This window comes from Ruegeria sp. AWH4_226, from assembly GCF_056159225.1.
Genome location: NZ_JBSWUU010000002.1, coordinates 218152 through 241685, shown reverse-complemented (window position 1 = coordinate 241685; position 23534 = coordinate 218152). Strand labels below are relative to the sequence as shown.

General features: G+C 57.3%; 20 protein-coding genes. 11 read left to right on the top strand and 9 right to left on the bottom strand.

The window, feature by feature from the left end; genetic code table 11:
- Positions 1 to 2: 2 nt before the first annotated feature.
- The 5 genes from ACXAET_RS16545 to ACXAET_RS16525 form a co-directional block, all read right to left on the bottom strand.
- A complete protein-coding gene (locus tag ACXAET_RS16545) occupies positions 3 to 1241 on the bottom strand; it encodes an NAD(P)/FAD-dependent oxidoreductase (RefSeq protein WP_475187596.1) in 1239 nt (412 codons plus the stop codon).
- Positions 1238 to 2170: a 4-hydroxyproline epimerase gene (locus ACXAET_RS16540; RefSeq protein ID WP_475187595.1), complete on the bottom strand. Its 933-nt coding sequence runs from the start codon at positions 2168 to 2170 to the stop codon at positions 1238 to 1240. Before ACXAET_RS16540 ends, ACXAET_RS16545 begins: the two co-directional genes overlap by 4 nt.
- Positions 2161 to 3120: a dihydrodipicolinate synthase family protein gene (locus ACXAET_RS16535; RefSeq protein WP_475187592.1), complete on the bottom strand. Its 960-nt coding sequence runs from the start codon at positions 3118 to 3120 to the stop codon at positions 2161 to 2163. Before ACXAET_RS16535 ends, ACXAET_RS16540 begins: the two co-directional genes overlap by 10 nt.
- Before the next feature lie 156 nt (positions 3121 to 3276).
- Positions 3277 to 4335, bottom strand: coding sequence for an ABC transporter ATP-binding protein (locus ACXAET_RS16530; protein ID WP_475187590.1), 1059 nt, complete (start codon positions 4333 to 4335; stop codon positions 3277 to 3279).
- On the bottom strand, positions 4332 to 5138 hold the full coding sequence (locus tag ACXAET_RS16525; protein WP_475188409.1) for an IclR family transcriptional regulator: 807 nt from the start codon (positions 5136 to 5138) through the stop codon (positions 4332 to 4334). Before ACXAET_RS16525 ends, ACXAET_RS16530 begins: the two co-directional genes overlap by 4 nt.
- A 139-nt stretch (positions 5139 to 5277) precedes the next feature.
- Here ACXAET_RS16525 and ACXAET_RS16520 point away from each other — a divergent pair, with 139 nt between their 5' ends.
- The 10 genes from ACXAET_RS16520 to ACXAET_RS16475 all read left to right on the top strand — a co-directional run bounded on the left by ACXAET_RS16520 (position 5278) and on the right by ACXAET_RS16475 (position 16545).
- Positions 5278 to 6537, top strand: a complete 1260-nt coding sequence (locus ACXAET_RS16520) for an ABC transporter substrate-binding protein (RefSeq protein WP_475187589.1) — start codon at positions 5278 to 5280, stop codon at positions 6535 to 6537.
- A 96-nt stretch (positions 6538 to 6633) separates the two neighbouring features.
- Positions 6634 to 7557, top strand: coding sequence for a carbohydrate ABC transporter permease (locus ACXAET_RS16515; RefSeq protein WP_475187587.1), 924 nt, complete (start codon positions 6634 to 6636; stop codon positions 7555 to 7557).
- A 1-nt stretch (position 7558) separates the two neighbouring features.
- Positions 7559 to 8407, top strand: coding sequence for a carbohydrate ABC transporter permease (locus tag ACXAET_RS16510; RefSeq protein WP_475187586.1), 849 nt, complete (start codon positions 7559 to 7561; stop codon positions 8405 to 8407).
- A 22-nt stretch (positions 8408 to 8429) separates the two neighbouring features.
- Entirely contained in the window at positions 8430 to 9770 is a 1341-nt protein-coding gene (melA, locus tag ACXAET_RS16505) for an alpha-galactosidase (RefSeq protein WP_475187585.1), read from the top strand.
- Between the two features lie 25 nt (positions 9771 to 9795).
- Positions 9796 to 11505 (top strand): IlvD/Edd family dehydratase, encoded by a 1710-nt coding sequence (locus ACXAET_RS16500; RefSeq protein ID WP_475187583.1) that lies wholly within the window; start codon positions 9796 to 9798, stop codon positions 11503 to 11505.
- Positions 11505 to 12272, top strand: coding sequence for an SDR family NAD(P)-dependent oxidoreductase (locus ACXAET_RS16495; RefSeq protein ID WP_475187581.1), 768 nt, complete (start codon positions 11505 to 11507; stop codon positions 12270 to 12272). Before ACXAET_RS16500 ends, ACXAET_RS16495 begins: the two co-directional genes overlap by 1 nt.
- A gap of 4 nt (positions 12273 to 12276) precedes the next feature.
- Complete coding sequence (locus tag ACXAET_RS16490) at positions 12277 to 13170, top strand: 2-dehydro-3-deoxygalactonokinase (protein WP_475187579.1); 894 nt, start codon at positions 12277 to 12279, stop codon at positions 13168 to 13170.
- Positions 13167 to 13772 (top strand): 2-dehydro-3-deoxy-6-phosphogalactonate aldolase, encoded by a 606-nt coding sequence (locus ACXAET_RS16485; protein ID WP_475187577.1) that lies wholly within the window; start codon positions 13167 to 13169, stop codon positions 13770 to 13772. The genes ACXAET_RS16490 and ACXAET_RS16485 overlap by 4 nt, the downstream gene beginning before the upstream one ends.
- The gene (locus ACXAET_RS16480; protein ID WP_475187574.1) at positions 13769 to 14629 is read left to right on the top strand and encodes an SMP-30/gluconolactonase/LRE family protein; all 861 of its coding nucleotides are present in this window, start codon (positions 13769 to 13771) and stop codon (positions 14627 to 14629) included. Before ACXAET_RS16485 ends, ACXAET_RS16480 begins: the two co-directional genes overlap by 4 nt.
- On the top strand, positions 14626 to 16545 hold the full coding sequence (locus tag ACXAET_RS16475; RefSeq protein WP_475187573.1) for a beta-galactosidase: 1920 nt from the start codon (positions 14626 to 14628) through the stop codon (positions 16543 to 16545). The genes ACXAET_RS16480 and ACXAET_RS16475 overlap by 4 nt, the downstream gene beginning before the upstream one ends.
- 39 nt (positions 16546 to 16584) lie before the next feature.
- Here the strand turns inward: ACXAET_RS16475 and ACXAET_RS16470 are convergent, their stop codons facing one another.
- The 4 genes from ACXAET_RS16470 to ACXAET_RS16455 all read right to left on the bottom strand — a co-directional run bounded on the left by ACXAET_RS16470 (position 16585) and on the right by ACXAET_RS16455 (position 21130).
- Positions 16585 to 17844 (bottom strand): ABC transporter permease, encoded by a 1260-nt coding sequence (locus ACXAET_RS16470; RefSeq protein WP_475187571.1) that lies wholly within the window; start codon positions 17842 to 17844, stop codon positions 16585 to 16587.
- Complete coding sequence (locus ACXAET_RS16465) at positions 17841 to 18761, bottom strand: ABC transporter permease (protein ID WP_475187569.1); 921 nt, start codon at positions 18759 to 18761, stop codon at positions 17841 to 17843. The genes ACXAET_RS16470 and ACXAET_RS16465 overlap by 4 nt, the downstream gene beginning before the upstream one ends.
- Before the next feature lie 13 nt (positions 18762 to 18774).
- Positions 18775 to 19887, bottom strand: a complete 1113-nt coding sequence (locus tag ACXAET_RS16460; RefSeq protein ID WP_475187567.1) for an ABC transporter ATP-binding protein — start codon at positions 19885 to 19887, stop codon at positions 18775 to 18777.
- A 118-nt stretch (positions 19888 to 20005) separates the two neighbouring features.
- Complete coding sequence (locus ACXAET_RS16455; protein WP_475187564.1) at positions 20006 to 21130, bottom strand: extracellular solute-binding protein; 1125 nt, start codon at positions 21128 to 21130, stop codon at positions 20006 to 20008.
- 397 nt (positions 21131 to 21527) lie between these two features.
- Here ACXAET_RS16455 and ACXAET_RS16450 point away from each other — a divergent pair, with 397 nt between their 5' ends.
- The gene (locus ACXAET_RS16450; RefSeq protein ID WP_475187562.1) at positions 21528 to 23519 is read left to right on the top strand and encodes a family 1 glycosylhydrolase; all 1992 of its coding nucleotides are present in this window, start codon (positions 21528 to 21530) and stop codon (positions 23517 to 23519) included.
- The last annotated feature ends 15 nt before the right edge of the window (positions 23520 to 23534 follow it).

Sequence of the window (23534 nt, the reverse complement as noted above, 5' to 3'; positions counted from 1 at the left end):
CCTTAAAACCGGGTGGCCGAAAACGAAGTCAAAGAAATCTGTGGCGGCTGCCCATCAATGATAGCTCCGACAAGCTCGGCCGTGCCTGCGGATTGGGTCAGACCAAGGTGGCCATGCCCAAAGGCATAGATGACGTCCGGCGTCTGCGTCGCAGTGCCAATCACCGGCAGGCTATCCGGCAATGAGGGGCGAAACCCCATCCATTGAGTGCCTCCGCCTGTCTTCAAACCGGGCAGGAACTGTTCAGCCTTCCTAAGCAAGGCATCAGCCCGGCGATAGTTCGGAGGCAGCGAAAGCCCGCCCAACTCAACCGCGCCGCCGATCCGCACACCGCCATTGATCCGGGTGGCAACAAACCCGTGGTTTGGAAATGTCAGGTGCAGGCGCAGGTCAAACGCACCTTGAGGAAGCGTAGTGTTATAGCCACGCTCAGTCTCAAGCGGGATGTGATCACCAAGTGTTTTGGCAAGGTGATGCGACCACGCGCCGGCGCATACAACGACCTTTTGCACGGCAGCTTCTTTGGTCGCCATCCCGATCTGCACACCCTCCTCAACAGGGGACAGCGTGCGAACCTCTTCGCGTTCGATCCGCCCACCCCGAGTCTGGAAGACCTTCGCCAGATGCTCGACCCATTTTTTGGGATCAACGACATTCATCCAGTTCGGCGTGAACCCTGCATGTGTAAAACGCGGGCTAAGGCCGGGTTGTTTTTCGGCGATCGCCTCGCGGTTTTCCAGCAAGTCAAATTCAATTCCGTGTTTGCGCCGCAACTCCCATGTGGGCAAGCTGGCGCGGTATTGTGCTTCGCCTTCATACAGTTGCATCTGACCGTCACGCTGAAGCATCCCTTCTGCGTCGATATCGGTGATCAAGCGGGTCAGCGCCGAGGCGGAATGCGTCATCATGCTGGCTTGTGCACCCAGAAGGGTCTGATACTTCGCTGGGCGGCTGGCTTGCCAGAACCGAAACAACCACGGCGCGATCTGCAACGCATAGGCAGGCGGGATCGAAAGTGGCCCCAGCGGATCAAGCAACCATTTCGGAGCCTTTCGCATAATGCCTGGGGTCGCCAATGGCTCAATCTCGGGAAACGCAAACGCACCGGCATTTCCCGCCGACGCCTGAGCTGCAACACCACCCCTGTCCAAAACCAGGACAGAATGACCTCGGCGCTGCAACTCCAGTGCTGTTGTCATGCCAATCACGCCAGCACCAATCACAACGACTTGTTGTGTCATAGCTCGATGCCCGCCCTGAAAGGATCGTTATCTTCAAAAACCAGTTTCGCTTCGGACATGATGTGGGCTTGCCCGGTGATTGAGGGGATGACGCCTTGGTTCGGGCCGGGCTGGTAAGACAGGCGATAGGTACTGCCGATGACACTTTGCTGAGTTATCTCCTCGCCGGGTTCCAAAGCTCCATCTGCGGCGAGACAGGCCAGACGCGCCGAACTGCCAGTGCCACATGGTGACCGATCGTAGTTGTTATCCGGGCACAGCACAAAATTACGGCTGTGGACTTCAGGATTTGGCGAGGCGTCCTGAAAAATCACGTGGTCGATTGGTTCACCTTGCTCTCCCCCTATGCCGCAGGTGATTGAGGCTTCGCGGATCGCAATCGTCATCTCGGCCAGTTGCCGGATATTGGTGGTTTCGACCGGTATCGGGCTTGGGTCGACGATGAAGAACCAGTTCCCACCATAGGCCACATCGCCAGTCACCGCGCCATAGCCCGGCACCTCCAGCGTCACGTCACGATAAACCCGGCGGCTTTCGATATTCGTGACCGTGACGGTATTCGCATCGTGCAACTCAACCGTCACAATGCCCGCAGGGGTTTCGATTTTATGACGACCAGGGGAAATTCGGCCTTGATACGCCAGCGTAACAGCCAGACCAATGGTGCCGTGCCCGCACATCCCCAGCACAGCATCCACATCGAAAAAGATCACTCCTGTCACGCAGGTGGGATCGACCGGCTCGACCAGTAGTGCACCAACCATTGCTGGCTGCCCACGAGGCTCCAGCATGACCGACCGGTAAAACGCCTTGTGGTCGGTCGCCAGCTTTTTTGCGCGATCGGTCAGCGAACCTTTGCCCAGATCAGGTGCGCCACTCAGGATGACCCGTGTCGGCTCACCCCCGGTATGACTATCGATCACATGCATTCGGCAATCACTCCGCCCTGTTTGGACCAGTTGGCGAACCACGTGCGGAAGAGGTCGTATTGCTGCTCGCAATAGTTTCGTTGCGCATCGGTTAATTCATCCGTTTCATTGAAGTGCAGCCGATATTCCTGCTCTCCGTTCAGCACCAGTAGATGCTTGTAGTACAGCACCAGATCCGGGCCTTCATCAAAGCTTGACAGCACATGGATCGCCTCGGTCAGCTCCTGTGCGCGCTGGCGGGCCTCGGGATCACCTTGTGCCGCCTTCCTGGACAGCGCGGCCAGCAGCAAAGCCTCACGTGGAAGGGCCGTACCGATGCCGGTGATTGACCCTGTCGCACCGCAATTGACGATGCCGTGGTAAACCTCGGTATCCACACCGACCATCAGGGTCACGTCTTCATCCTGACTGGTGATAGACTCAGCCGCATAGCGCAGATCATCCTTGCCCCCGAATTCTTTGAAACCGATCAGGTTGGAGTGTTCGGCCCGCAAAGCAAAGAACAGATCAGCGCGCGTGGCAAAACCGTAATACGGGCTGTTATAGATAATCGCAGGAACATCTGGGGCGGAAGACAGGATCGCCTTGAAATGATTCTTCTGCGCAACTTCAGAGCTGCCCCGCGACAAAACCCTTGGAATAACCATCAACCCAACAGCACCTACCGCCTGCGCATGCGCCGCATGGGCCACTGCGGATTTTGTGTTGATGGCGCCTGTCCCGACCACGACGGGCAGCCCGGCTTCGACCAGACGCGCGACCCCCTCCATTCGCTGATCGTCGGTCAACAAAGGCCAATCACCCATCGAACCGCAATAGACCACCGCCGACATGCCCGCGTCGATCATCTGTTTTCCCTTGCTGACCAACGCATCGAAATCTGGTGTCCGGTCATCCTTGCAAGGGGTCATCAACGCAGGCATGGTGCCGGTGAATATATTGGTCGACATCAGAACTTGCCCTCCAAAAAGTAGCGCTGGTGTGGGCGGAATGATCCCGTCTGACCCACTGTGCCGGATGTTGGATAGAAAATTCCCAAAGGTCTATGCCCAAAAACGCGCCAACCCGTTAGATCGACGCGCAAGTTCTGGTTCGTTGCCTTTGAGTTACCGGAACCGCAGACCGCTTTCAGGATCAAACAGCATCACACGCTCAGGGCGAAGCTGCACCCCGATCCGGTCCCCTTGTCGGCTGCGCTGATCGTCGCGCTCTTCAATGACCAGCTTGTCGCCGTTTGGCGCCAGAAGGTAGGAATAGCTTACCCCACCAAGCGCCTCGGTCAGATCGACCGCGCAGGTCTCACCCGTACGATCAATTTCGATATGTTCGGGACGGATGCCCAAGGTCACTTTCGACATGCCCGCAGGCACATTGGCCGTTACCGTCAGCGGCTCCCCAAGCGCCGGGTGCGAGACCTTGCCGTCGGCATAATCACACTCCAGAAAGTTCATCGCCGGAGAGCCGATGAAACCGGCCACAAACCGGTTGTCAGGGTCGCGATACAAGTCCATCGGCGCGCCGACCTGTTCGATCCGGCCATCGCGCAGGACTACGATCTTATCGGCCATGGTCATCGCCTCGACCTGATCATGGGTCACATAGATCATCGTCGCACCGATCTCATTGTGCAGACGGGCGATTTCCACCCGCATTTCAACCCGCAGCTCGGCATCGAGATTTGAGAGGGGTTCGTCGAACAGAAACACCTCGGGTCCGCGGACAATAGCGCGCCCGATGGCAACACGCTGTCGTTGACCACCGGACAGGGCTTTGGGCTTTCGCTTGAGATACGGCTCCAGCTTCAGGATGTTCGAGGCTTGCTGAACCTTCTCGTTGATCTCGGACTTGGCGACGCCGTTCATGCGCAGACCAAAACCCATATTCTCGGCTACTGTCATATGCGGGTACAAGGCGTAGGTCTGGAAGACCATTGCAACCCCGCGTTTCGCGGGGTCCAAATGGGTTACTTCGCGCGCGCCAATATGAATCTGCCCTTCAGTCGTCTCTTCCAGCCCTGCAATCATACGCAGCAAAGTGGACTTGCCGCAGCCGGATGGCCCAACGAAAACACAGAATTCGCCATCGTCGATTTCCAGATCAATACCGTGGATGACCTGCGTCTCTCCATACCGCTTGATCGCCTGGTTCAAAGTCACACCCGTCATGTCGCTTGCATCCTGTTTGTAATGGCGTTCGGCCGGGTTTCGGGGAACCGCCAGGCCTGTGCCTCGGTTCCGATCTGCTCGGCCACATGGCGAACACGCGGAACCCAGGTTTCCAGTTGTTTGAATTCCATCCGCTCGGTCGAGCCTGTTACGGAAATCGCGCCCAGCATCCGGCCGCCCGATGTCAAAATAGGGCACGCGACGCAAATGATGCCGGGCTCATGCTCCTCATCGTCGATCGCGTATCCGCGGCTGCGGATCAGGTCGAGATCGGCACGCAGAGCCGCCTCGGAGGTCAGCGTTTTTTGCGTAAACCGATGATAGCTTTGCTGCGACACTGCGCGGGCCAGCGCCGCCTCTTCCAAATACGCCAGCATCGCTTTGCCCACACCGGTACAGTAGGCCGGGCCAACCTTGCCAGCCTGCGAGTACATCTCGACCGGTTGTGCGGCATTACGCTTATCGACATACAAAACCTGGCTGGAATCAAGCTGCGCCAGATGCACCGTTTCCCCGGTCTCTCGGCTAAGAGCATCCAGAAACGGCCGCGCAATAGGCGCCAGCGAGTTTTGTGTCCAAGCCGCATGCGCCAGCCGGACCAATCGCAATCCCGGCGTATAGGTTTGCCGATCCGGGTCGTATGACAGCATTCCCTGATTGGTCAGAGTTTGCAGAAATCTGTACAAAGTTGCCTTGGGAAAATCACTGCTTTCCAACAGTTCAGCGAACCGCACGGGGCGCGCAAAGGCTGCCACTTGCTCCAGCACATCACATGCTTTTCCAATTGTTCCGTCACCAGCCACGGGTGCCTGTTCTCCTCCCATCAACCCGTCGCGTTCGTCACGAAGGTCTTGACAAGACTAACCGAGTTGATGTGTAGTTTTCAATATATAAAACATGGTTTCAATAAATGGAACTAAATGGAATCTAAGGGAGGACACCATGCATTCCATGTTCAAGCGCACAGCGGCCGCGCTGGCTGCCAGTGTGGCACTGGCTGCACCTGTTGCAGCCGAACTGACCGGCAAGCTGCGAATCTTCCTCGACACATCGAACCCGGCGCCGCGCGCGACGATGGAAGCGATGATCGAGCGGTTCGCGGAACAACATCCAGGGTTGGAGATCGAAACCACGGTCATCGACCGCGAAGCTTACAAGACGCAAATTCGAAACTTCCTGACCGCAGACACACCGGACGTTGCCACATGGTATGCGGCCAACCGCATGAAGCCCTATGTCGAGGCTGGCCTGTTCGAAGACGTATCTGACCTGTGGGCCGAGCCCGAGATTGCTGACAACCTAGCCTCCACCAAGGGCGCACTGACGATCGACGGCAAGCAGTGGGGTGTTCCCTATACGTATTACCAGTGGGGTGTTTACTACCGCAAAGACATCTTTGACGAACTGGGCCTGACCGAACCTACGACCTGGGAAGAGGAACTGGCAAACTGCCAGAAGATCGTCGACTCGGGCCGCGCTTGCTATACCATTGGCACCAAGTTTCTTTGGACCGCCGGTGGCTGGTTCGACTACCTCAACATGCGCACCAACGGGTTCGAGTTCCACAACCAACTCGCAAACGGTGAGGTCAGTTGGGAAGATGAACGGGTCAAACAGACCTTCGCCAATTGGAAACAGTTGATCGACATGGGCGCATTCATCGACAACCACCAGACCTATAGCTGGCAGGAGGCCCTGCCCTTCATGGTCAACGGCGATGCCGCTGCGTACCTGATGGGTAACTTCGCTGTCGCCCCCCTGCGCGAGGCGGGTTTGACCGACGATCAACTGGATTTCTACCAGTTTGTTTCGATCAACCCTGATGTGGAGCTGGCCGAAGACGCGCCGACCGATACGTTCCACATCCCGGCCAACGCGTCGAACAAAGACGCCGCGCGCGAGTTCTTGCGTTTCGTAGTCTCGGCCGACGAACAGACCGAGATCAACAATGGCGCGAACCTCGGCCAATTGCCCGTGAACGCCCAGTCGGCGGTTGATGATGACAAGTTCCTTCAGCAGGGATTTGCGATGTTGTCGTCCAACAGCCCCGGCGGAGTCGCCCAGTTCTGGGATCGCGACGCACCCGCAGAAATGGCCAAAGTGTCGATGGAAGGCTTCCAGGAGTTCATGGTCAAGCCTGACAACGTAGATCGCATTCTTGCAAAACTGGAACGCGCCCGCGAACGCATCTACGAAAACTGATCCGGTCAGGCCGGGACAAAGCCCGGCCTGCACCTTGTCAAGCGTAAGGCGGGTACAGCCCGCCTTACCCCATATACCAAATCCCCGAGTATCCGCATGTCTGTCGTCGACGTCTCAGATCAGGAAAGCTGGTTCCACAAAAACCAACAGCGCATCGCACCGTGGCTATTTCTGGCCCCCGGTCTGCTATTCTTCATGGTCTATGTGATCATTCCGGTGTTTCAGTCTTTCAACCTGTCTCTCTACGAATGGGATGGGCTTGGTGCGGCCGAGTATGTGGGGTTTCGAAACTACGAAGACCTCTACTGGGAATGGGTCGACCGGGATGCCTTTTACACTTCGCTAAAAAACAACCTGATCTGGTTGCTTTTGTATCTTGCGGCAATTCCAGGGGGTCTTTTCATTGCCCTATTCCTCAACCAGACAGTCTGGGGTATTCGGCTGTATAAATCTCTGTTTTTCTTTCCATTCGTCATCTCTCAGGTTGTTGTGGGCCTTGTATTTACCTGGTTTTATGATCCGACCTTTGGCCTGCTGAATGAATTTCTTGGCCTTTTCGGCCTCGGTCCGCTGAACGTGCTGGGCGACGAACGGTTCGTGACCTACGGCATCATCTTTGCCGGTCTGTGGCCTCAGACAGCCTACTGCATGATCCTCTACCTCACCGGCTTGAACGCCGTAGACCCGGAACAGATTGAGGCCGGGCGTCTTGACGGCGCAAAGGGGTTTCGAATGCTGTGGCATATCATCTTGCCCCAACTTCGCCCCGCCACCTTCATCGCCTTCGTTGTTACGATCATCGGAGCGCTGCGTTCTTTTGACCTGATTTCCATCATGACCCAAGGCGGCCCGTTCGGGTCATCCCGCGTGCTGGCCTATTACATGTTCGAAGTTGCACTGTCTGAATACGGTTTCCGCATGGGCTATGGCGCGGCCATCGCCGTGGTGCTGTTCCTGATCATGCTGTGCTTCATCGCCTATTTCCTGTGGTCGATGTACCGCGAAGAAAGGGGGCACTGAGATGTTTCCCAAACCCATCGAAAAACAACCCCGCGCGGCACAGATCACGTACCAGGCGATGCTGCCTCTGGCGCTGCTGCTATGGTTGGGTCCGCTATTGGCCGTCGCGCTGTTCTCGGTCAAACCGGCCGCTGACTTCACCAATGCCAACTACTGGGGGATGCCGTCCAGCTTTGAGGGCGCATTCAACTACGGGCAGGTGTTCTTCAACTCGGACATGCCGCGCTATCTGTTGAACTCGTTCATGATCACGATCCCAACAGTGATCGGCGCTGTTGCACTCAGCTGCATGACCGGCTTTGCGCTTGGGATATATAAATTCCGCTCAAACCTCTGGATCTTCTTCATGTTCGTCGCGGGCAATTTTGTCCCGTTCCAAATCCTGATGGTTCCCGTCCGCGACCTCACCCTGCAATTGGGGCTCTACAACACCAAAACCGGGCTTGTTCTGTTCCACATCGCCTTCCAGACGGGCTTCTGCACGCTTTTCATGCGCAACTTTATCCGCGCGCTTCCGTTTGAGTTGATCGAGGCCGCGCGGGTCGAAGGCATCAGCGAATGGCGCATCTTCTGGTACGTGGTTCTGCCGCTCATGAAACCCGCCATCGCGGCGCTGAGCGTGCTGATCTTCACCTTCATTTGGAACGACTATTTCTGGGCTGTCGTGCTGACCCAAGGCGCAGAAAGCCAACCTGTCACCGCGGGGATCACCAGCTTTAACGCGCAGTTCAGAGCCGCCTATCAGTTGATGAGCGCGGGCTCGATCGTCGCGGCCCTTCCGCCGGTGGCGATGTTCTTCCTGATGCAAAAACACTTTATCGCCGGCCTGACACTTGGAGCGGTGAAATGACGTCAAGCCTAGGGTTTGCAACATGACAAAGATCACCTTTATTGGTGCCGGTTCCACCATTTTTATGCAGAATATCGTGGGCGATGCGCTGCTGACACCAGCGCTGTGCGACAGCCACTTCGCGCTGATGGACATTGATCCCGAGCGTCTGGCCGAAAGCGAAGCGGTTGCCCGCGCCATGATCCGCTCGGTCGGCTCGGGTGCGTCTGTTTCGACCCATACAGATCGGCGGGCCGCCTTGGACGGGGCAGATTTTGTTATCACCGCGTTCCAGATCGGCGGGTATGAGCCGTGTACTGTGACCGACTTTGAGATCCCTAAACAGTACGGCCTGCGTCAGACCATCGCCGACACGCTTGGCGTCGGCGGCATCATGCGCGGGCTGCGCACGGTTCCGGTGTTGTGGGATGTAGCGCGGGACATGATGCAGCTTTGCCCAAACGCGACCCTGCTGCAATACGTGAACCCGATGGCCATCAACACATGGGCGCTGGCCGAGCAATTCCCGGCGCTGAAACAGGTCGGTCTATGCCACTCGGTACAAAACACGGTCGAAGAACTGGCGCATGACCTCGACCTGCCGAAAGACGAAATCCGCTACAAGGTCGCGGGCGTCAATCATGTCGCCTTTTTCCTGCGGCTGGAACATCAGGGCCGCGACCTGTATCCCGCCTTACGGCATGGGTACGCAAATGGCCAAATCCCCAAGGCGCCTCTGCTGATGCCCCGTTGTCCGAACAAGGTTCGGTACGAGGTGATGGATCACCTGGGGTATTTTTGCACCGAAAGTTCCGAGCATTTGGCCGAATATGTGCCGTGGTTCATCAAAGATGGGCGAGAAGACCTGATTAAGCAGTTTTCCATCCCGCTGGATGAGTACCCCACCCGATGCGTGGAACAGGTTGCAAATTGGAAAGAACAGGCCAAGACCCTGACGGATGGCCGAAACATCGAGGTAATCCGCAGTCACGAATTCGCCGCAGACCTGATGAACGCCATAGTCACCAATACGCCTTACGTAGCCTACGGAAACCTGCCCAACACCGGCCAGATACCGCAACTGCCGTTGGGGGCCGTCGTTGAAACCCCTTGTCTGGTCGACGGCAACGGCGTGCAGCCTTCGATCGTTACTGACACTCCGCCGCAACTGATCGCGTTGATGCGGAGCCAGATCAATGTGCAAGAGCTTACCGTGCGAGCATTGGTCGACCAGAACCCGGAATACATCTATCACGCCGCCATGATGGACCCGCACACAGCCGCCGAACTTGACCTGCGCCAAATCCGCAGCCTTGTCGATGACCTGTTGATCGCGCATGCCGACTGGCTCCCGGATTGGTGCAAACCCGCTAAGGCCGCCTGAACTAAAGACTATAAGGCTGACAAAAATGACAAAGAAACGCCGCTCGCAACATTGGTACGGAAAACTCGACAAAGACGGGTTCATTCACCGGTCGTGGATGAAGAACCAAGGCTTTCCCGATCACGCCTTTGACGGGCGCCCGATCATCGGCATCTGCAATACATGGTCCGAGCTGACACCCTGCAACTCGGGCCTGCGCGATCTGGCCGAGGGCGTCAAACGCGGCGTTTGGGAGGCAGGCGGTTTCCCGGTTGAGTTTCCGGTGATGTCTCTGGGTGAAACCCAGATGAAGCCCACCGCCATGCTGTTCCGCAACCTTCTGGCAATGGATGTTGAGGAATCGATCCGCGCCTATGGCATCGACGGCGTTGTTCTATTGGGCGGTTGTGACAAGACCACGCCGGGACAGTTGATGGGCGCGGCCTCGGTCGATCTGCCGTCGATCGTTGTCAGTTCCGGCCCTATGCTGAACGGCAAGTATCGCGGCAAGGATATCGGGTCGGGCACAGATGTCTGGAAATTCTCCGAAGCTGTCCGCGCCGGAGAAATGACGCTGAAGGATTTCATGAACGCCGAATCCGGCATGTCGCGCAGCGCGGGTGTTTGCATGACCATGGGCACCGCATCAACCATGGCCTCACTGGTCGAAGCGATGGGGATGAGCCTGCCCACCAACGCCGCCCTTCCGGCCGTCGACGCCCGTCGCATGGCTCTGGCGCATCTGACCGGGAAGCGGATCGTTGAAATGGTGGATGAAGACCTGAAGCCGTCGGACATTTTGACCAAAAAAGCCTTCGAAAATGCCATCCTCACCAATGCCGCCGTGGGCGGATCAACCAACGCCGTTGTTCACTTGCTGGCTTTGGCTGGTCGCGTGGGTGTTGATCTGACGCTCAAGGATTTTGAGATCGGGTCGGAAATACCCCTGCTGGTGAACTGCATGCCTTCGGGCAAATACCTGATGGAAGATTTCTGCTACGCGGGTGGTGTGCCCGTGGTTCTGAATGAGCTGAAATCCTTCCTTCGCCCTGCCAAGACCGTCCTGAACAAGGATATCTCGGCCCATTACGAGGGCGCTGAATGCTTCAACCGCGACGTGATCCGTCCTTTCGATGATCCGGTGAAACCTGCGGCAGGTCTGCGCGTCTTGCGCGGAAATCTCGCACCCAATGGTGCCATCGTAAAACCCTCGGCCGCGACGGACGCACTGTTGGAAACCGAGGCAGACGCCTATGTCTTTGAGAATATTGAAGACCTGAAAGCCAACATAGACCGGGATGATCTGCCAGTGACGGCAGACACTATTCTGGTGCTCAAGGGCTGCGGGCCCAAAGGCTATCCTGGCATGCCGGAAGTTGGCAACATGCCAATTCCCGCAAAGCTTGTGAAAGAGGGTGTGCGCGACATGATCCGAGTTTCGGATGCACGCATGTCCGGCACAGCCTTTGGCACTGTGATCCTTCATGTCAGCCCCGAGGCTCAGGCCGGGGGAACGCTGGCACTGGTCAAAACCGGCGACCGCATCCGGGTGTCCGCCAGCAAGGGTGAGTTGGAACTGCTGGTCGATGAAGCAGAGCTGGACACCCGCCGCGCGGCGTGGCAACCGGACGATCCACACTATACCCGCGGCTACGCAAAACTTTATATCGACCACGTGCTGCAGGCCGATCAGGGTGCCGACCTTGATTTCCTTGTCGGCAAAGACACCCGCCTTGTGACCAGAGAGAGCCACTGATGGATCAACCAGCAACTTTCCACGATTTAAACGGCGCGTCTGTCTTTATTACTGGTGGCGGCTCAGGCGTTGGTGCGGCACTGACAGACGGATTTCTGGCCCAAGGTGCCAACGTGGCCTTCATCGGTCGCTCGGACGCCAGCGGATTTGTCGCGGAAATGCGTGACAAACACGGTCGCGCACCGTTGTTCATGCAGGCCGATATGACAGATACCGCATTGCTGCGCTCCACGATGCAAAAAGCATCTGATGCGCATGGTCCCTTGAATGTACTGATCAACAATGCAGCCAACGACCAACGGCACTCGCTTGAGGAAACTACGCCCGAGTTTTGGGACTGGATGATTGAGGTCAACCTCAAGGCTTATTTCTTCGCCTGTCAGGAAGCGGCACGCCAGATGCAAGGGGAAGGCGGGGCCATCGTCAACTTTAGTTCGATCAGCTACATGATGGGCAATGCCGGCTATCCGATCTACACGACCGCGAATGCCGGGATCACAGGGATGACCCGATCCCTTGCGCGTGAGCTTGGGCCGAAGAACATACGTGTGAACGCGCTGGCCCCGGGGTGGGTTCTGACCCAGAAACAGTTGGATATGTGGGCCACTCCCGAAGACCTTGCGGCCCATATGAACCGCCAATGTCTGAAGGAACACCTGACGCCCGAAGATATGATCGCGCCGACCCTGTTCCTGGCCTCCAACGCCAGCCGGGCAATGACCGGGCAATGCATGGCGGTTGACGGCGGCGTTGTCGTATCGGGGTAGAGACATGAATTCTGAATGGATCGCTGTCGATTGGGGAACGTCACATCTGCGCGTCTGGGCGATGGGGGGCGATACTGTGGTTAATCAGGCTCAGTCTGACAAAGGCATGGCCCGCGTCGACAGGGATGAGTTCCAGCCCGCCTTGTTGGAATTGATCGAAAGCTGGTTGGAGACTGCGCCCATAGATGTGATCGCATGTGGAATGGTGGGCGCGCGGCAGGGTTGGGTTGAGGCACCTTATTCGGCGGTTCCCTGCGCCCCCACGCCCGTGGCCCCAATTCGCGTTCCCAACACTGACGCGCGCATTCGCGCCTTTGTCGTGCCCGGTTTGAAGCAGACCTCTCCACCAGATGTCATGCGGGGCGAAGAAACCCAGATCGCAGGATTTCTGGCCAGTCGCCCGAACTGGGACGGTGTGATTTGCCTGCCCGGAACCCATAGCAAGTGGGTTCAAGTCAGCGCCGGAGAAGTCGTCAGCTTCCGTACCTTCATGACCGGAGAGATGTTCAACCTTCTCAGTGGCCATTCAGTGCTGAAACACTCAGTCGGCACTGGTTGGGACGATGCAGCCTTTGTCGATGCCATGACTGACACGTTGTCAAAACCGGAACAGCTGGCGGCGCGGCTGTTTGGCTTGCGCGCCGCCGATCTGCTGAAGGGACAGGGTGGTAGTATCGCCCGGGCGCAGCTTTCGGGTTTTCTGATTGGCGCTGAACTGGCTGCAACCCGACCCTATTGGCTGGGCCAGCAACTGGCGATCATTGGGGCTGCCGGGCTGTCTGGAGTTTACGCCAAAGCCTTAGAAACCCAAGGCGCGTTCGTTGAAACCGCAGACAGCACTGAATGCACATTGGCTGGCCTTCGGCTGGCCCGCAACCTGACGAGGCAAACCGCATGAACCGTCCCATCATTGCCATCCTGCGGGGTCTCACACCGTCGGCTGCGTTGGCAACCGGGCAAGCCCTGATCAACGCCGGGATCGACAAGATCGAAGTCCCGCTGAACTCGCCCGATCCGCTGGACTCCATCGGCCGTCTGGCCAAGGAATTCGGCGACCGCGCCTTGATTGGCGCAGGCACCGTTCTGACGCCGGGGCAAGTGGACGACGTCGCCGGGGTTGGCGGTAAACTCATCGTATCGCCAAATTGCGACCCCGAGGTGATTTCACACACTCACAGGCTGGGCTTGGAAAGCTGGCCCGGCATCTTCACACCAACCGAGGCTTTCGCCGCCCTCAAGGCTGGAGCTTCCGGGCTGAAACTGTTTCCTGGCGCATTGGCCGGCACGGCAGGTCTGTCGGCGCTGCGCCCTGTGCTGCCCAAGGGTGCACTTGTATATGCTGTGGGCGGCGCGGGGCCTGAAAACTTTGGCCAGTGGATCGCGGCCAGCGCAGATGGGTTCGGCATCGGATCGGCCCTGTATAAACCCGGCATGACGGTATCTGAGGTCGCGGCAAGGGCCGCGCAGATCGTCGCCGCCTACGACGAGGCCGCAGGATGAGCACCATCTTCGACAACCGCCCTTGCGAGTTGGGCGAAGGTCCTTTGTGGCATCCCGAACGCCAACAGCTTTTCTGGTTCGATATCATCGGTAAAACTCTGATGACGCAAAAAAGCGGCGAACCACGCGACTGGCAGTTTGACGAACATGTCTCAGCCGCCGGATGGGTCGACCGGGAAACGCTGCTGATAGCTTCTGAAACGGGTTTGTGGCGTTTCAGCCTCAGGACTGGTCAAAAAGACCTTGTCGCGTCTCTTGAGGCAGAGAACCCGATTACCCGCTCGAACGACGGGCGCGCTGACCCCTGGGGCGGGTTCTGGATCGGGACGATGGGCAAAGCGGCGGAGCCCCACGCCGGTGCGATCTATCGGTATTGGCAGGGCGAATTGCGGCAGTTGGTACCAGGCGTCACGATCCCGAACGCGATCTGTTTTGCGCCGGACCGCTCCTGCGCTTACTACACCGATACAGTGACAAAACAGGTCATGCGCCGGTCTCTGAACCCGGAAACCGGCTGGCCCGAAGAAGACGGATCGGTGTTTCTGGATTTTCGGGTCGATGGCCTGAACCCCGACGGTGCCGTGGTCGATGCCGAAGGTAACATTTGGATCGCGCAATGGGGTGCAAACCGCGTAGCAGCCTATACACCATCCGGGCGCTTCATAACCGCCAAGACTTTTGATGCCGCGCATACATCGTGCCCTGCCTTCGGCGGTGACGATTTGACAACGCTTTTTTGCACGTCGGCCCGCGAAGGGTTGCACGCTGAAACACTTGCACAACAACCTACCAACGGCATGACCTTTTCCGCCTCTGATGCAGGTAAAGGGCTGCCCGAATACAGAGTCCTTTTATGAAACCTGAACTTGGTGTTTGCTACTATCCCGAACACTGGCCCGAAGAGATGTGGGCCAAAGACGCCGCCCGCATGGTAGAAACCGGGCTGACCTGGGTACGCATCGGTGAGTTTGCGTGGAGCCGGATGGAACCCACCCCGGGCGATTTGCGCTTTGACTGGCTGGACCGCGCGATCGAGGTTTTGGGATCCGCCGGGCTCAAGGTTGTCCTGGGAACACCAACGGCGACCCCACCGCGCTGGTTGCTAGAGAAACACCCCGATATGCTGGCCGTTGACGCGCAGGGGCAGCCGCGCAAATTCGGCTCGCGCAGGCATTACTGTTTTAGCCATCAGGGCTATATCCAAGAATGCACCCGGATCGCCCGGATCATGGGCGAGCGTTATGGCCGTAACCCGCATGTGGCAGCGTGGCAGATCGACAACGAATATGGCTGCCACGACACAACGATCAGCTACAGCCAAGCCGCCCTGCGCGCGTTTCAACAGTGGCTAGAGGACCAATACGGCTCGATCGACGCATTGAACACAGCTTGGGGCAACGTGTTCTGGTCGATGGAATACGGCAGTTTCGACCAGATCGACCTGCCCAACCTGACCGTGACCGAACCAAACCCAGCACATGTTCTGGCGTTCCGACGGTTCAGCTCGGATCAGGTGGCGGCATTTAACAAAGCGCAAGTTGACGTATTGAGGCCTCTGACCGACGCGCCGCTTTTGCACAACTATATGGGCCGGATACTGGATTTCGACCATTTCAAAGTGGGCGAAGACTTGGATATCGCCACTTGGGACAGCTATCCGATCGGGTTTCTTTCAGACCGGCTTGAGGCGGACGAGGCGCATAAAACTGCGTTCCTGCAACAAGGCGATCCGGACATGCAGGCCTTTCACCACGACCTCTACCGCGCCGTGGGGCGCGGCCGCTGGTGGGTGATGGAACAACAACCCGGCCCGGTAAACTGGGCACCGTTCAATCCCGCTCCTCTGCCCGGAGCGGTGCGACTTTGGTCGCTTGAGGCCGTCGCGCACGGAGCCGAGGTGGTCAGTTATTTCCGATGGCGGCAGGCACCATTTGCGCAAGAACAAATGCATGCCGGACTTTTGACGCCGAGCGACAAACCCGCCCCCGCCTTGTCCGAAGTACGGCAGACAGCCGATGATCTGGCGCAATTGGGTCCGGTCACGCAGACTCGGGCCGACGTGGCCATTCTGTTCGATTACGCCTCGGATTGGGCGTGGCAGACACAACCGCAGGGGGCTGGGTTCAACTATTTCCGGCTGGTTTTCTCAGCCTATCGCGCGTTGCGGCGGGCGGGTCTTTCAGTGGACTTCCTATCCGCACAAGACACCCCGGAACCCGGATACAAGCTTATACTTGCTCCGGGGCTCGCGACGCTGAACAGCGACCTGGAACACCGCCTTCTACAGGGATGTGATCTGGCAATTCTTGGCCCTCGTAGTGGCGCGATTACGCGAGACTTCCAAATCCCAAAAGCAGGGCGCCCTGGTCTGTCAGGGCTGGATTGCAACGTCGATCTTGTCGAAACCCTGCCCCCAAACGTAAATCGAACTGTCGACGGAGGTGGTGCCGCCCAGCATTGGATTGATCGTTTGTCCGGCACTGCGCCTGACTTGTTGACGTTTACCGATGGCACACCAGCACTAAAAGGGACTGATGGGCTTTGGTATCTTGCAGGTTTTCCTGATGAACACCTGTGGGACCGGGTCGTCGAGATGGCTGCAGCCAAGGTCAAATTGGACATCCACCCCATGCCCGAAGGGTTGCGGCGGCGCGAGACGGATCAGTATGTATTCCTGACAAACTACACCGCCGCGCCAATCAATTGGAACAACCACGAAATTACGCCCTGTGATGTCGTGATCCTGAAGAAGAACGCGCCCCAAAAAGGTTAGATTTCCGGGCGCGCCTCTTTCGAGTTTCGACCCGTTCCGTCACTCATTTTGCAGGCTGTTCGGATCAAAGGCGCCGCCGAACCCGCCGTTGCCGGATGGCGGAGTGTCGGGCTCCGATTCTGTTTCCTCACTGTCGCCGCCCAAGGCGTTGGGAGCGAATACATTGCCAAAACCGCTGTTGTTCGACGGCCTCGGGGCGGATTGCGCGCCACCCTGCTCGGCTTCTTCCTCCTCGCGTTGTTTGCGCTGTTCCTCGCGCTGCTGGCGCAGTTCCTGAATGCGTTGCTCTGCCTCAAGCCGCTTCTGTTCGCGGACGTTAGCAACGCATTGGGCGGGGTCATAGGCGGTTGCGGTGCCGACTACCGTGATCGTAGCGACGGCAAAAACAACAACCAAAACTGCGGCTGCATTGCCGGCAAAAAAGCTTGGCAGCTTGATTTTGCCTGCCAGTTCTTCAACTGTCGCTTGTCTACGCGCTGCTGCAACCAGTTCCTGGCGCTTCAGTTTGGCCTCGTTCAACAGCGCAAAAAATACGGTCAAGACTACGATGATAAAGGCCAGTGCCGAGATCGAAGGTGTGATGCCATAGCGCACCTTTTGCGCCAGCTCGATGGTCAGCGTCGGATACTCACCAAATGTAAAGGTGGTCGTGTTGTAATTCTCGAACGAGGCGAGGAAGGCCAGAACCGCTGCCGAAGCAATAGCGGGTCGCATAAACGGCAGCAGGATTTTCCGGAATGCCTGCGCATGGGTCGCGCCAAGGTCCAGCGCCGCTTCGGTCAGCGCCACGTCGTAGCGTTGCAGACGCGCCACCAAAACCAGCATGCAATAACTGGCGATAAAGGTGGATTGGCCAATCACCGTCAGGAATACGCCGTTCGACAATACACTGTCTGCGCCCAGCCCGAGCATGCGGTTGATCCGATCCCAAAACACCAGTGTCGAGATACCCAGAACCACGCCGGGTATCAGGATCGGCGCGATGATGACCGTGTAGTATGTGGCCCGCAGTTTGGGCCAGATCTGCGTCAGCATCAGCGCCCCCGCCAGCCCCATCGCCACTGACAGAACCACCGTCCCGGCACCAATGATCAACGAGTTTTTGATACCATTCAGAATGCGCTGATCCCGAAACAATTCATCAAACCACTGGAAAGTCAGGCACTCCCACGGCGTCATCCTTGGAAAGACCGAAGAGTTGAATGCCGTAACCGACATGATCACAAGCGGGCCTAACAGGTACAGGAAAAAGATGACCAGGTAGGCCCAAATGCTGACACGAAGGAAGGACCCGTTCATTTCCCGATATCCCCCATGTTCACCTTGAACAGGCGCATCACGGCCAGAACGAACAGGATACAGGTCACCAGAAGAACAATCGCGTAGGCAGCCCCTTGCGGCCAGTCATTGTTGTCATTGAACTGTTGATAGATCAGTTGCGTGAACCACAGCGAAGACGGCCCGCCCAAAATCTGCGGTGCGGCCAGCGCTCCGGCGCTGAGCATGAACACCATCGTACAGCCTGAACTGATCCCCGGCTTGGCATACGGAATGACCACGCGCCAGTGAATCCGCCACCAAGGCGCGCCCAGGTCCCGTGCGGCCTCAATCTGGTTATGATCCAGGCTTTCAATCACGTTGTAGATCGGGAAGATCATCAGCAGGATATACGCGTATCCCAGACCCGCGTAGAGCGCGATATCGTTACGGATAAAGTCGAACGGCGTATCGAATATCCCCAACCCAACAAACAGGGTATTCAACACGCCGGTCTCGCCAAAAATGATCCGCAGGGCGAAAGCGCGCAGGATTTCGTTGATCCAATAGGGGATGATCAGCATGATCGCAAAGATGCGGATATGGCTGCCCTTGGATTGTCCAAGATAGTAGGCAATCGGATAGCAAATAATCAGGTTGAAGATCGTCACGCAAACCGCTGCTATCAACGTGCGGAAAAAGACCCTGAGATCAACAGCGTTATAGTCCTGACTGCCGCCTTCCGGGCCGTAGATCAGGTACTTGTAATTCTCGAGCGTGTAGACGTCCCTTGGCCCGCCAATCTCTGGCGGCGGCAGGTTCGGACGGAATGAGAAATCGAGCATCGACAGCTGCGGCAGGATGATCAGGCCAATCGTCCAGAACAGGACCAAACCCAGGATCGCCAGCCCCATACCGGTGCCGTTGCGATTGAAAAACTCTTTCAGAAATTTGGGCATCCGTCAGTCCCTCTTATTCCGCGGCCAGCTCACCCGCTGGAACCAAAACCGCATTTTGGGTCTCGTATTCCAACGTTATCCTTTGCCCGGTATGGTCCTGAAAGGACTGGCCGTGGTTTGGAATTGACACCTTGATTTCCTTGCCACCGTCACCTTGGGTGAAGATGTTGAAGACGTTTCCTTCGAACTCTTCGTGTTTGACACGCGCCGTTACATAGTGATCTCCGGTCGCGCCATCAGGAGCGATTGCCAATGCCTCAGGGCGGATGAACAGCATTGCATCGTCGCCCTCTTTCATCCTGCCTTGATTGGCCGTCGAAATTCGCGCCACCAAATCGCCCGAGCGGTTGGTCGCGATCATCGCCTCGGTGCCCATAACTTGTTTGATCTTACCCCGAAACACATTGTTTTCGCCCACGAACGATGCCGCAAAGGCCGTGTTTGGGTCATTGTAGATAGTCTTTCCTGTCGCGATCTGATCAATCACCCCGTCCCGCATGACGGCAATATTGTCCGACATGGTCAACGCCTCACCCTGGTCATGCGTGATGTAGATAAAGGTGATCCCAACGCGCTGTTGTATCTCGCGAAGTTCCGTCCGCATATGCTGGCGTAGCTTGAGATCCAGCGCCGAAAGCGGTTCGTCCAGCAACAGCACATCAGGTTCAGCGCATAAGGCACGGGCAATGGCTACGCGCTGGCGCTGCCCGCCCGAAAGCTCACTGGGTAGCTTGTCGCCCTGCCCCGGCAGCGCGATCATGTCCAACAGCTCATCCGCGCGCTTACGGCGTTGCGCGGCACTTGCCCCTTTGATCTCCATCGAGAAGGTGATGTTTTCCCAAACTTTCATCAGCGGGAACAGCGCGAGATTCTGGAAGATGAGTGCAGTCGGACGTTTGTTAGGCCCGATGCCCTGCATGTCTTTACCGCCGATCAGGACCCGACCCTCACTTGGGTTCAGAAAACCGGAGACGGCGCGCAGGATCGTTGTCTTTCCACATCCCGAGGGTCCAAGAAACGAAAAGAAATCACCGCCGTTTATGTTCACATTGGCATCCCTCACAGCGACGAAATCGCCGAAACGGATCCACAGGTTTTCCAGATCTACACCGACCCCTGCACTCATAATTGGTATCTCCGTATGGTGCGTTGGCGGACCGCACCGAAATAGTGTCCGTCACGCCGAAACGGCGCGCAGGTGAAATGCCCCCCGCGCAGCAGCGGAGGGCATCGTTGCAAAGCGATCAGGCGCTTTTGAATTTGTTGACGAACTCGGTCCGGGTTTCCGCATACCACGGCGCTTCGGCCGGCCACGGGTTGAGGTTCGCCAGTGAGTCGCCCGGATAGGCTTCGGCAAAGTTCTTTTTGTAGGTGTCGCCCGAATACTGGTCGGCACCCAGAACCGGCGAGTTGTAGCCGTGGCTGTCAATCGCCACACCGGCCGGTTTCGCCTGATATGCGAAGTCGATGAAGGCATAGACCTGGTCGATATTGGTAGCACCGGTTGGCATTGACATACCGTCAACCCACGCCATCGCGCCTTCAACGGGCGCTTGGTAATGCACCGGCTCGCCCGCCGACTTCAAGGCCAGCGGCGGACCATCCCATGTCTGGCCGACCACAACGCCTTCGTTCAGCAGCCCATTCTTCTGGGTGTCAGCGTCGTTCCAGATCAGCTTGATCCGATCTTTGCGTGCCACGCACCAGTCGGTAATCTGGCTCCAGACCGCGCGCATAGTTTCTTCATCGTTATACGCGGCCCAGACAGAGCCTGGCTCCATCTCACCCGAACGCTCCATGAACAGTCCCGCACCCAGCATCATCGAATGCGCACGGCCCATGGTTCTTCCGGCGTTTTCTTCAGACCAGACGTCACCATAGGATGGAGCGTCACCTTCCGGTAGCCACAGATCAGTCCGATAGGCAATGCCTTCGGTGCCCCAGATGTGCGGCAGCCAATGAACACCGCTCTCGGCAAAGTTCCATGCATCCGTTCCAATTGCGGCCATCGCCGGGTTCACCAGATCAATCGGAACCTTGCTCATGTCGAACGGCTGCAGAAGTTCCAGCGGCTCCCATTGAAGCGAGCGGTTGTTGGTGGGCGAGACGATGTCAAAACCCTGACCGCTTGTAGCCTTCATCTTGTTGATGATTTCTTCGTTGGACCCGATGCCGGTATAGTTCACCTTGATTCCGGTCAGGGTCTCGAACTCTTCGATGAATGACGGCGGCAGGTAGTCCGACCACATCAGGATGTTGATCTCACCCGAGGAGGCCAACGCAGATTTACTGTAAAGCGGCGCGGCCAAAGCAGCTGCACCAGCCCCTTTTAGAACCGAGCGTCTGGAAATAGTTTTCCGATAAGTCATTTTTACATCTCCCGTGATTTGGACTCTGTTGGATTTTTTTGATTGTTTGCACGCTAGAGCTTTGTGCCCGCCCTGTCAGCGCAAAAGTGACAGTTGTCAGTTTCGATAGGTCCAGTTTGTTGCCGCACCCGTCAAAACCTGTGCAAATTCAGTGCTCCGCCAGGCTGCGGCCAATGGGATTATACCTGTGCGGCCTAAACCTGTGCAGATTAAACTTGGAAAACCTCGAATGCGCCCGGCGCTAAGATTTCTTTCCGCCCGCAGTGTCATGCGACGTACTTTTTGCGGTTAAAAAGTCACTGAAAACGTCACTCAACTCGTACATGGTATCGCTAACGGCTAGAATGCTGCAACTTGACCTGCTAAGTGCCAGATCGACCGGTCCAAACAGGTTCTGATGATGAAATACAACCGTTCTGATTTTCCTTCGGATTTCCTTTTTGGTGTCAAATCCTCTGGCGCGCAGGATGTCGACCTGGCGCACCGCGCCGGGTTTGACTGTTCTCGGTTCCAGATTGACTGGGTTCGTGTCCTGCCCGACGGGCGTGGCACTGTGAAAGAGGCTGGACTGGACGTGTACGACCGCCTGGCCGACACGCTGCTGGCGCATGGTATTCGCCCTTGCGCCACGCTCCATCACGGGGAACTGCCAGCGGCGTTAATGGATGTGGGCGGTTGGCGTAACCGCGATGTCGCCGGGTGGTTCGCAGACTTTACCGACTTGGTCATGAGTCGGATTGGCGATCGGATTTTCAGCGTCGCACCCATTAACTTTCTACCGCATAGTTTGGGCGCGTTTGCTGGCGAGAGCCTGATGTTCGGTCAACAAGACGCCCGCTCCGCCACCCGAACGATGCACCACATGATGCTGGCACATGGCAATGCCATCAACGCGATGCGTGGACTTGGCATGACCAATCTTGGGGCTGAAATCGGCAATCCAATCAATGACAGTCGGCCGTTGTGGGATTGCATATTCAAAAAGGCCTATCCAGATACCTTGCTAAAGCATTTAGAACCCCACCTGCCCGTCGGGTGGCAAGACGACTTGGGCATAATTGGTGCCGCGCTAGACTGGTGCGCGCTAGGCTACACCGTGCAAGATCAGGTCAAACCAGGCGACCTTGAGTGTGTCCAACAGGACTATACTCGTGATCTGCCGGTCTACGTTTTTGATAGTCGCACAGCCAACTCATTGCACCTGCAGCATGACGATTGGACTCGCGACATTGACCTTCACCTGACGGCAGTGCACGACGCATTGGAGAAGGGTGTTCCGATCAAGGGATACTTTGCGCGCGCCGTGCCCGACATTGACAAAGCTGGGTCTCATAACTTTGCTCCAATGCTGAAAACCGTTCTGGCAGGTGGCGCTGTTTCATTGCCTTTGGCGCAGCCTGTTGGCGCTATGCATGCGCATTGGAACCTTGTTGCTGACATCGGCGGCACCAATACGCGGCTGGCTGTGATTTCGGACGGCAAGGTGACAGACCTGCGCAAGTATCCGACCGGAGATTTGCCCGAATTGCTGGAAGCCTTCCAAACTCTGTGCGATGAGGTTGGCACCAATCCGCGCGCCGTCGTAGCTGCGGGCGCCGGTCCGGTAAAAGACGGGACGATTAGCCTGACGAATGCAAAGCTCGACCTGTCCGAGGTTGATATCGGCAAGGCCACCGGAGCGCAGCATACATTTGTGATCAATGACTTCACTGCAGCAGCGTGGTCCGTGGCCGAGATCGCCGGTGATGATGTCGAGGTGTTGCAAGGTGCCCCGACCCCACCCCAAGGTACCCGTTTGGTTGTGGGTCCGGGCACCGGTCTTGGCGTTGGCGCGCTTGTATTTTCCGAAGGCCGCTACCACACCGCGTCTGGCGAAGGTGGCCATGTCGGATTGGCACCCCGTCATGAAGATGAGGTCGAGATTTTCCGCGCCGCCCGACACATCGCGCCGGATTGTTTTTTTGACGACACATTGGTGCTTGAGGCAGAGATGTTCCTCAGCGGCACGGGTCTTCCGATCCTGTACCGGGCCACCGGTATCGCCGCAGGACATGCGGAAACACCCATGCGCAGCGCCAAGGACATTTTGCAGGATGCCCGTATGCAGGCCGATCCAATCGCCGAAAAGGCAGCATATATGTTCACCACCCACCTGGGCGCGGTGATGGGAGATCTTGCCGTGGCCTTGATGCCGACGGGTGGCGTCTTCCTTGTGGGCGGGGTTGCCGAAAAAAACCGTTGGTTGTTCAAGGATACGTTCCGCGACGCTTTTAATGCGGGTGGTCGTTTCACAAACTTGCGGCGGTCGATGAACTTATACGTATCGGAACAAGATGAATTTGGCATTGTTGGCGCTAACAACTTCTGCAAAAGTGCGCTTGAACGTTAGAGTAAACACTTGCCT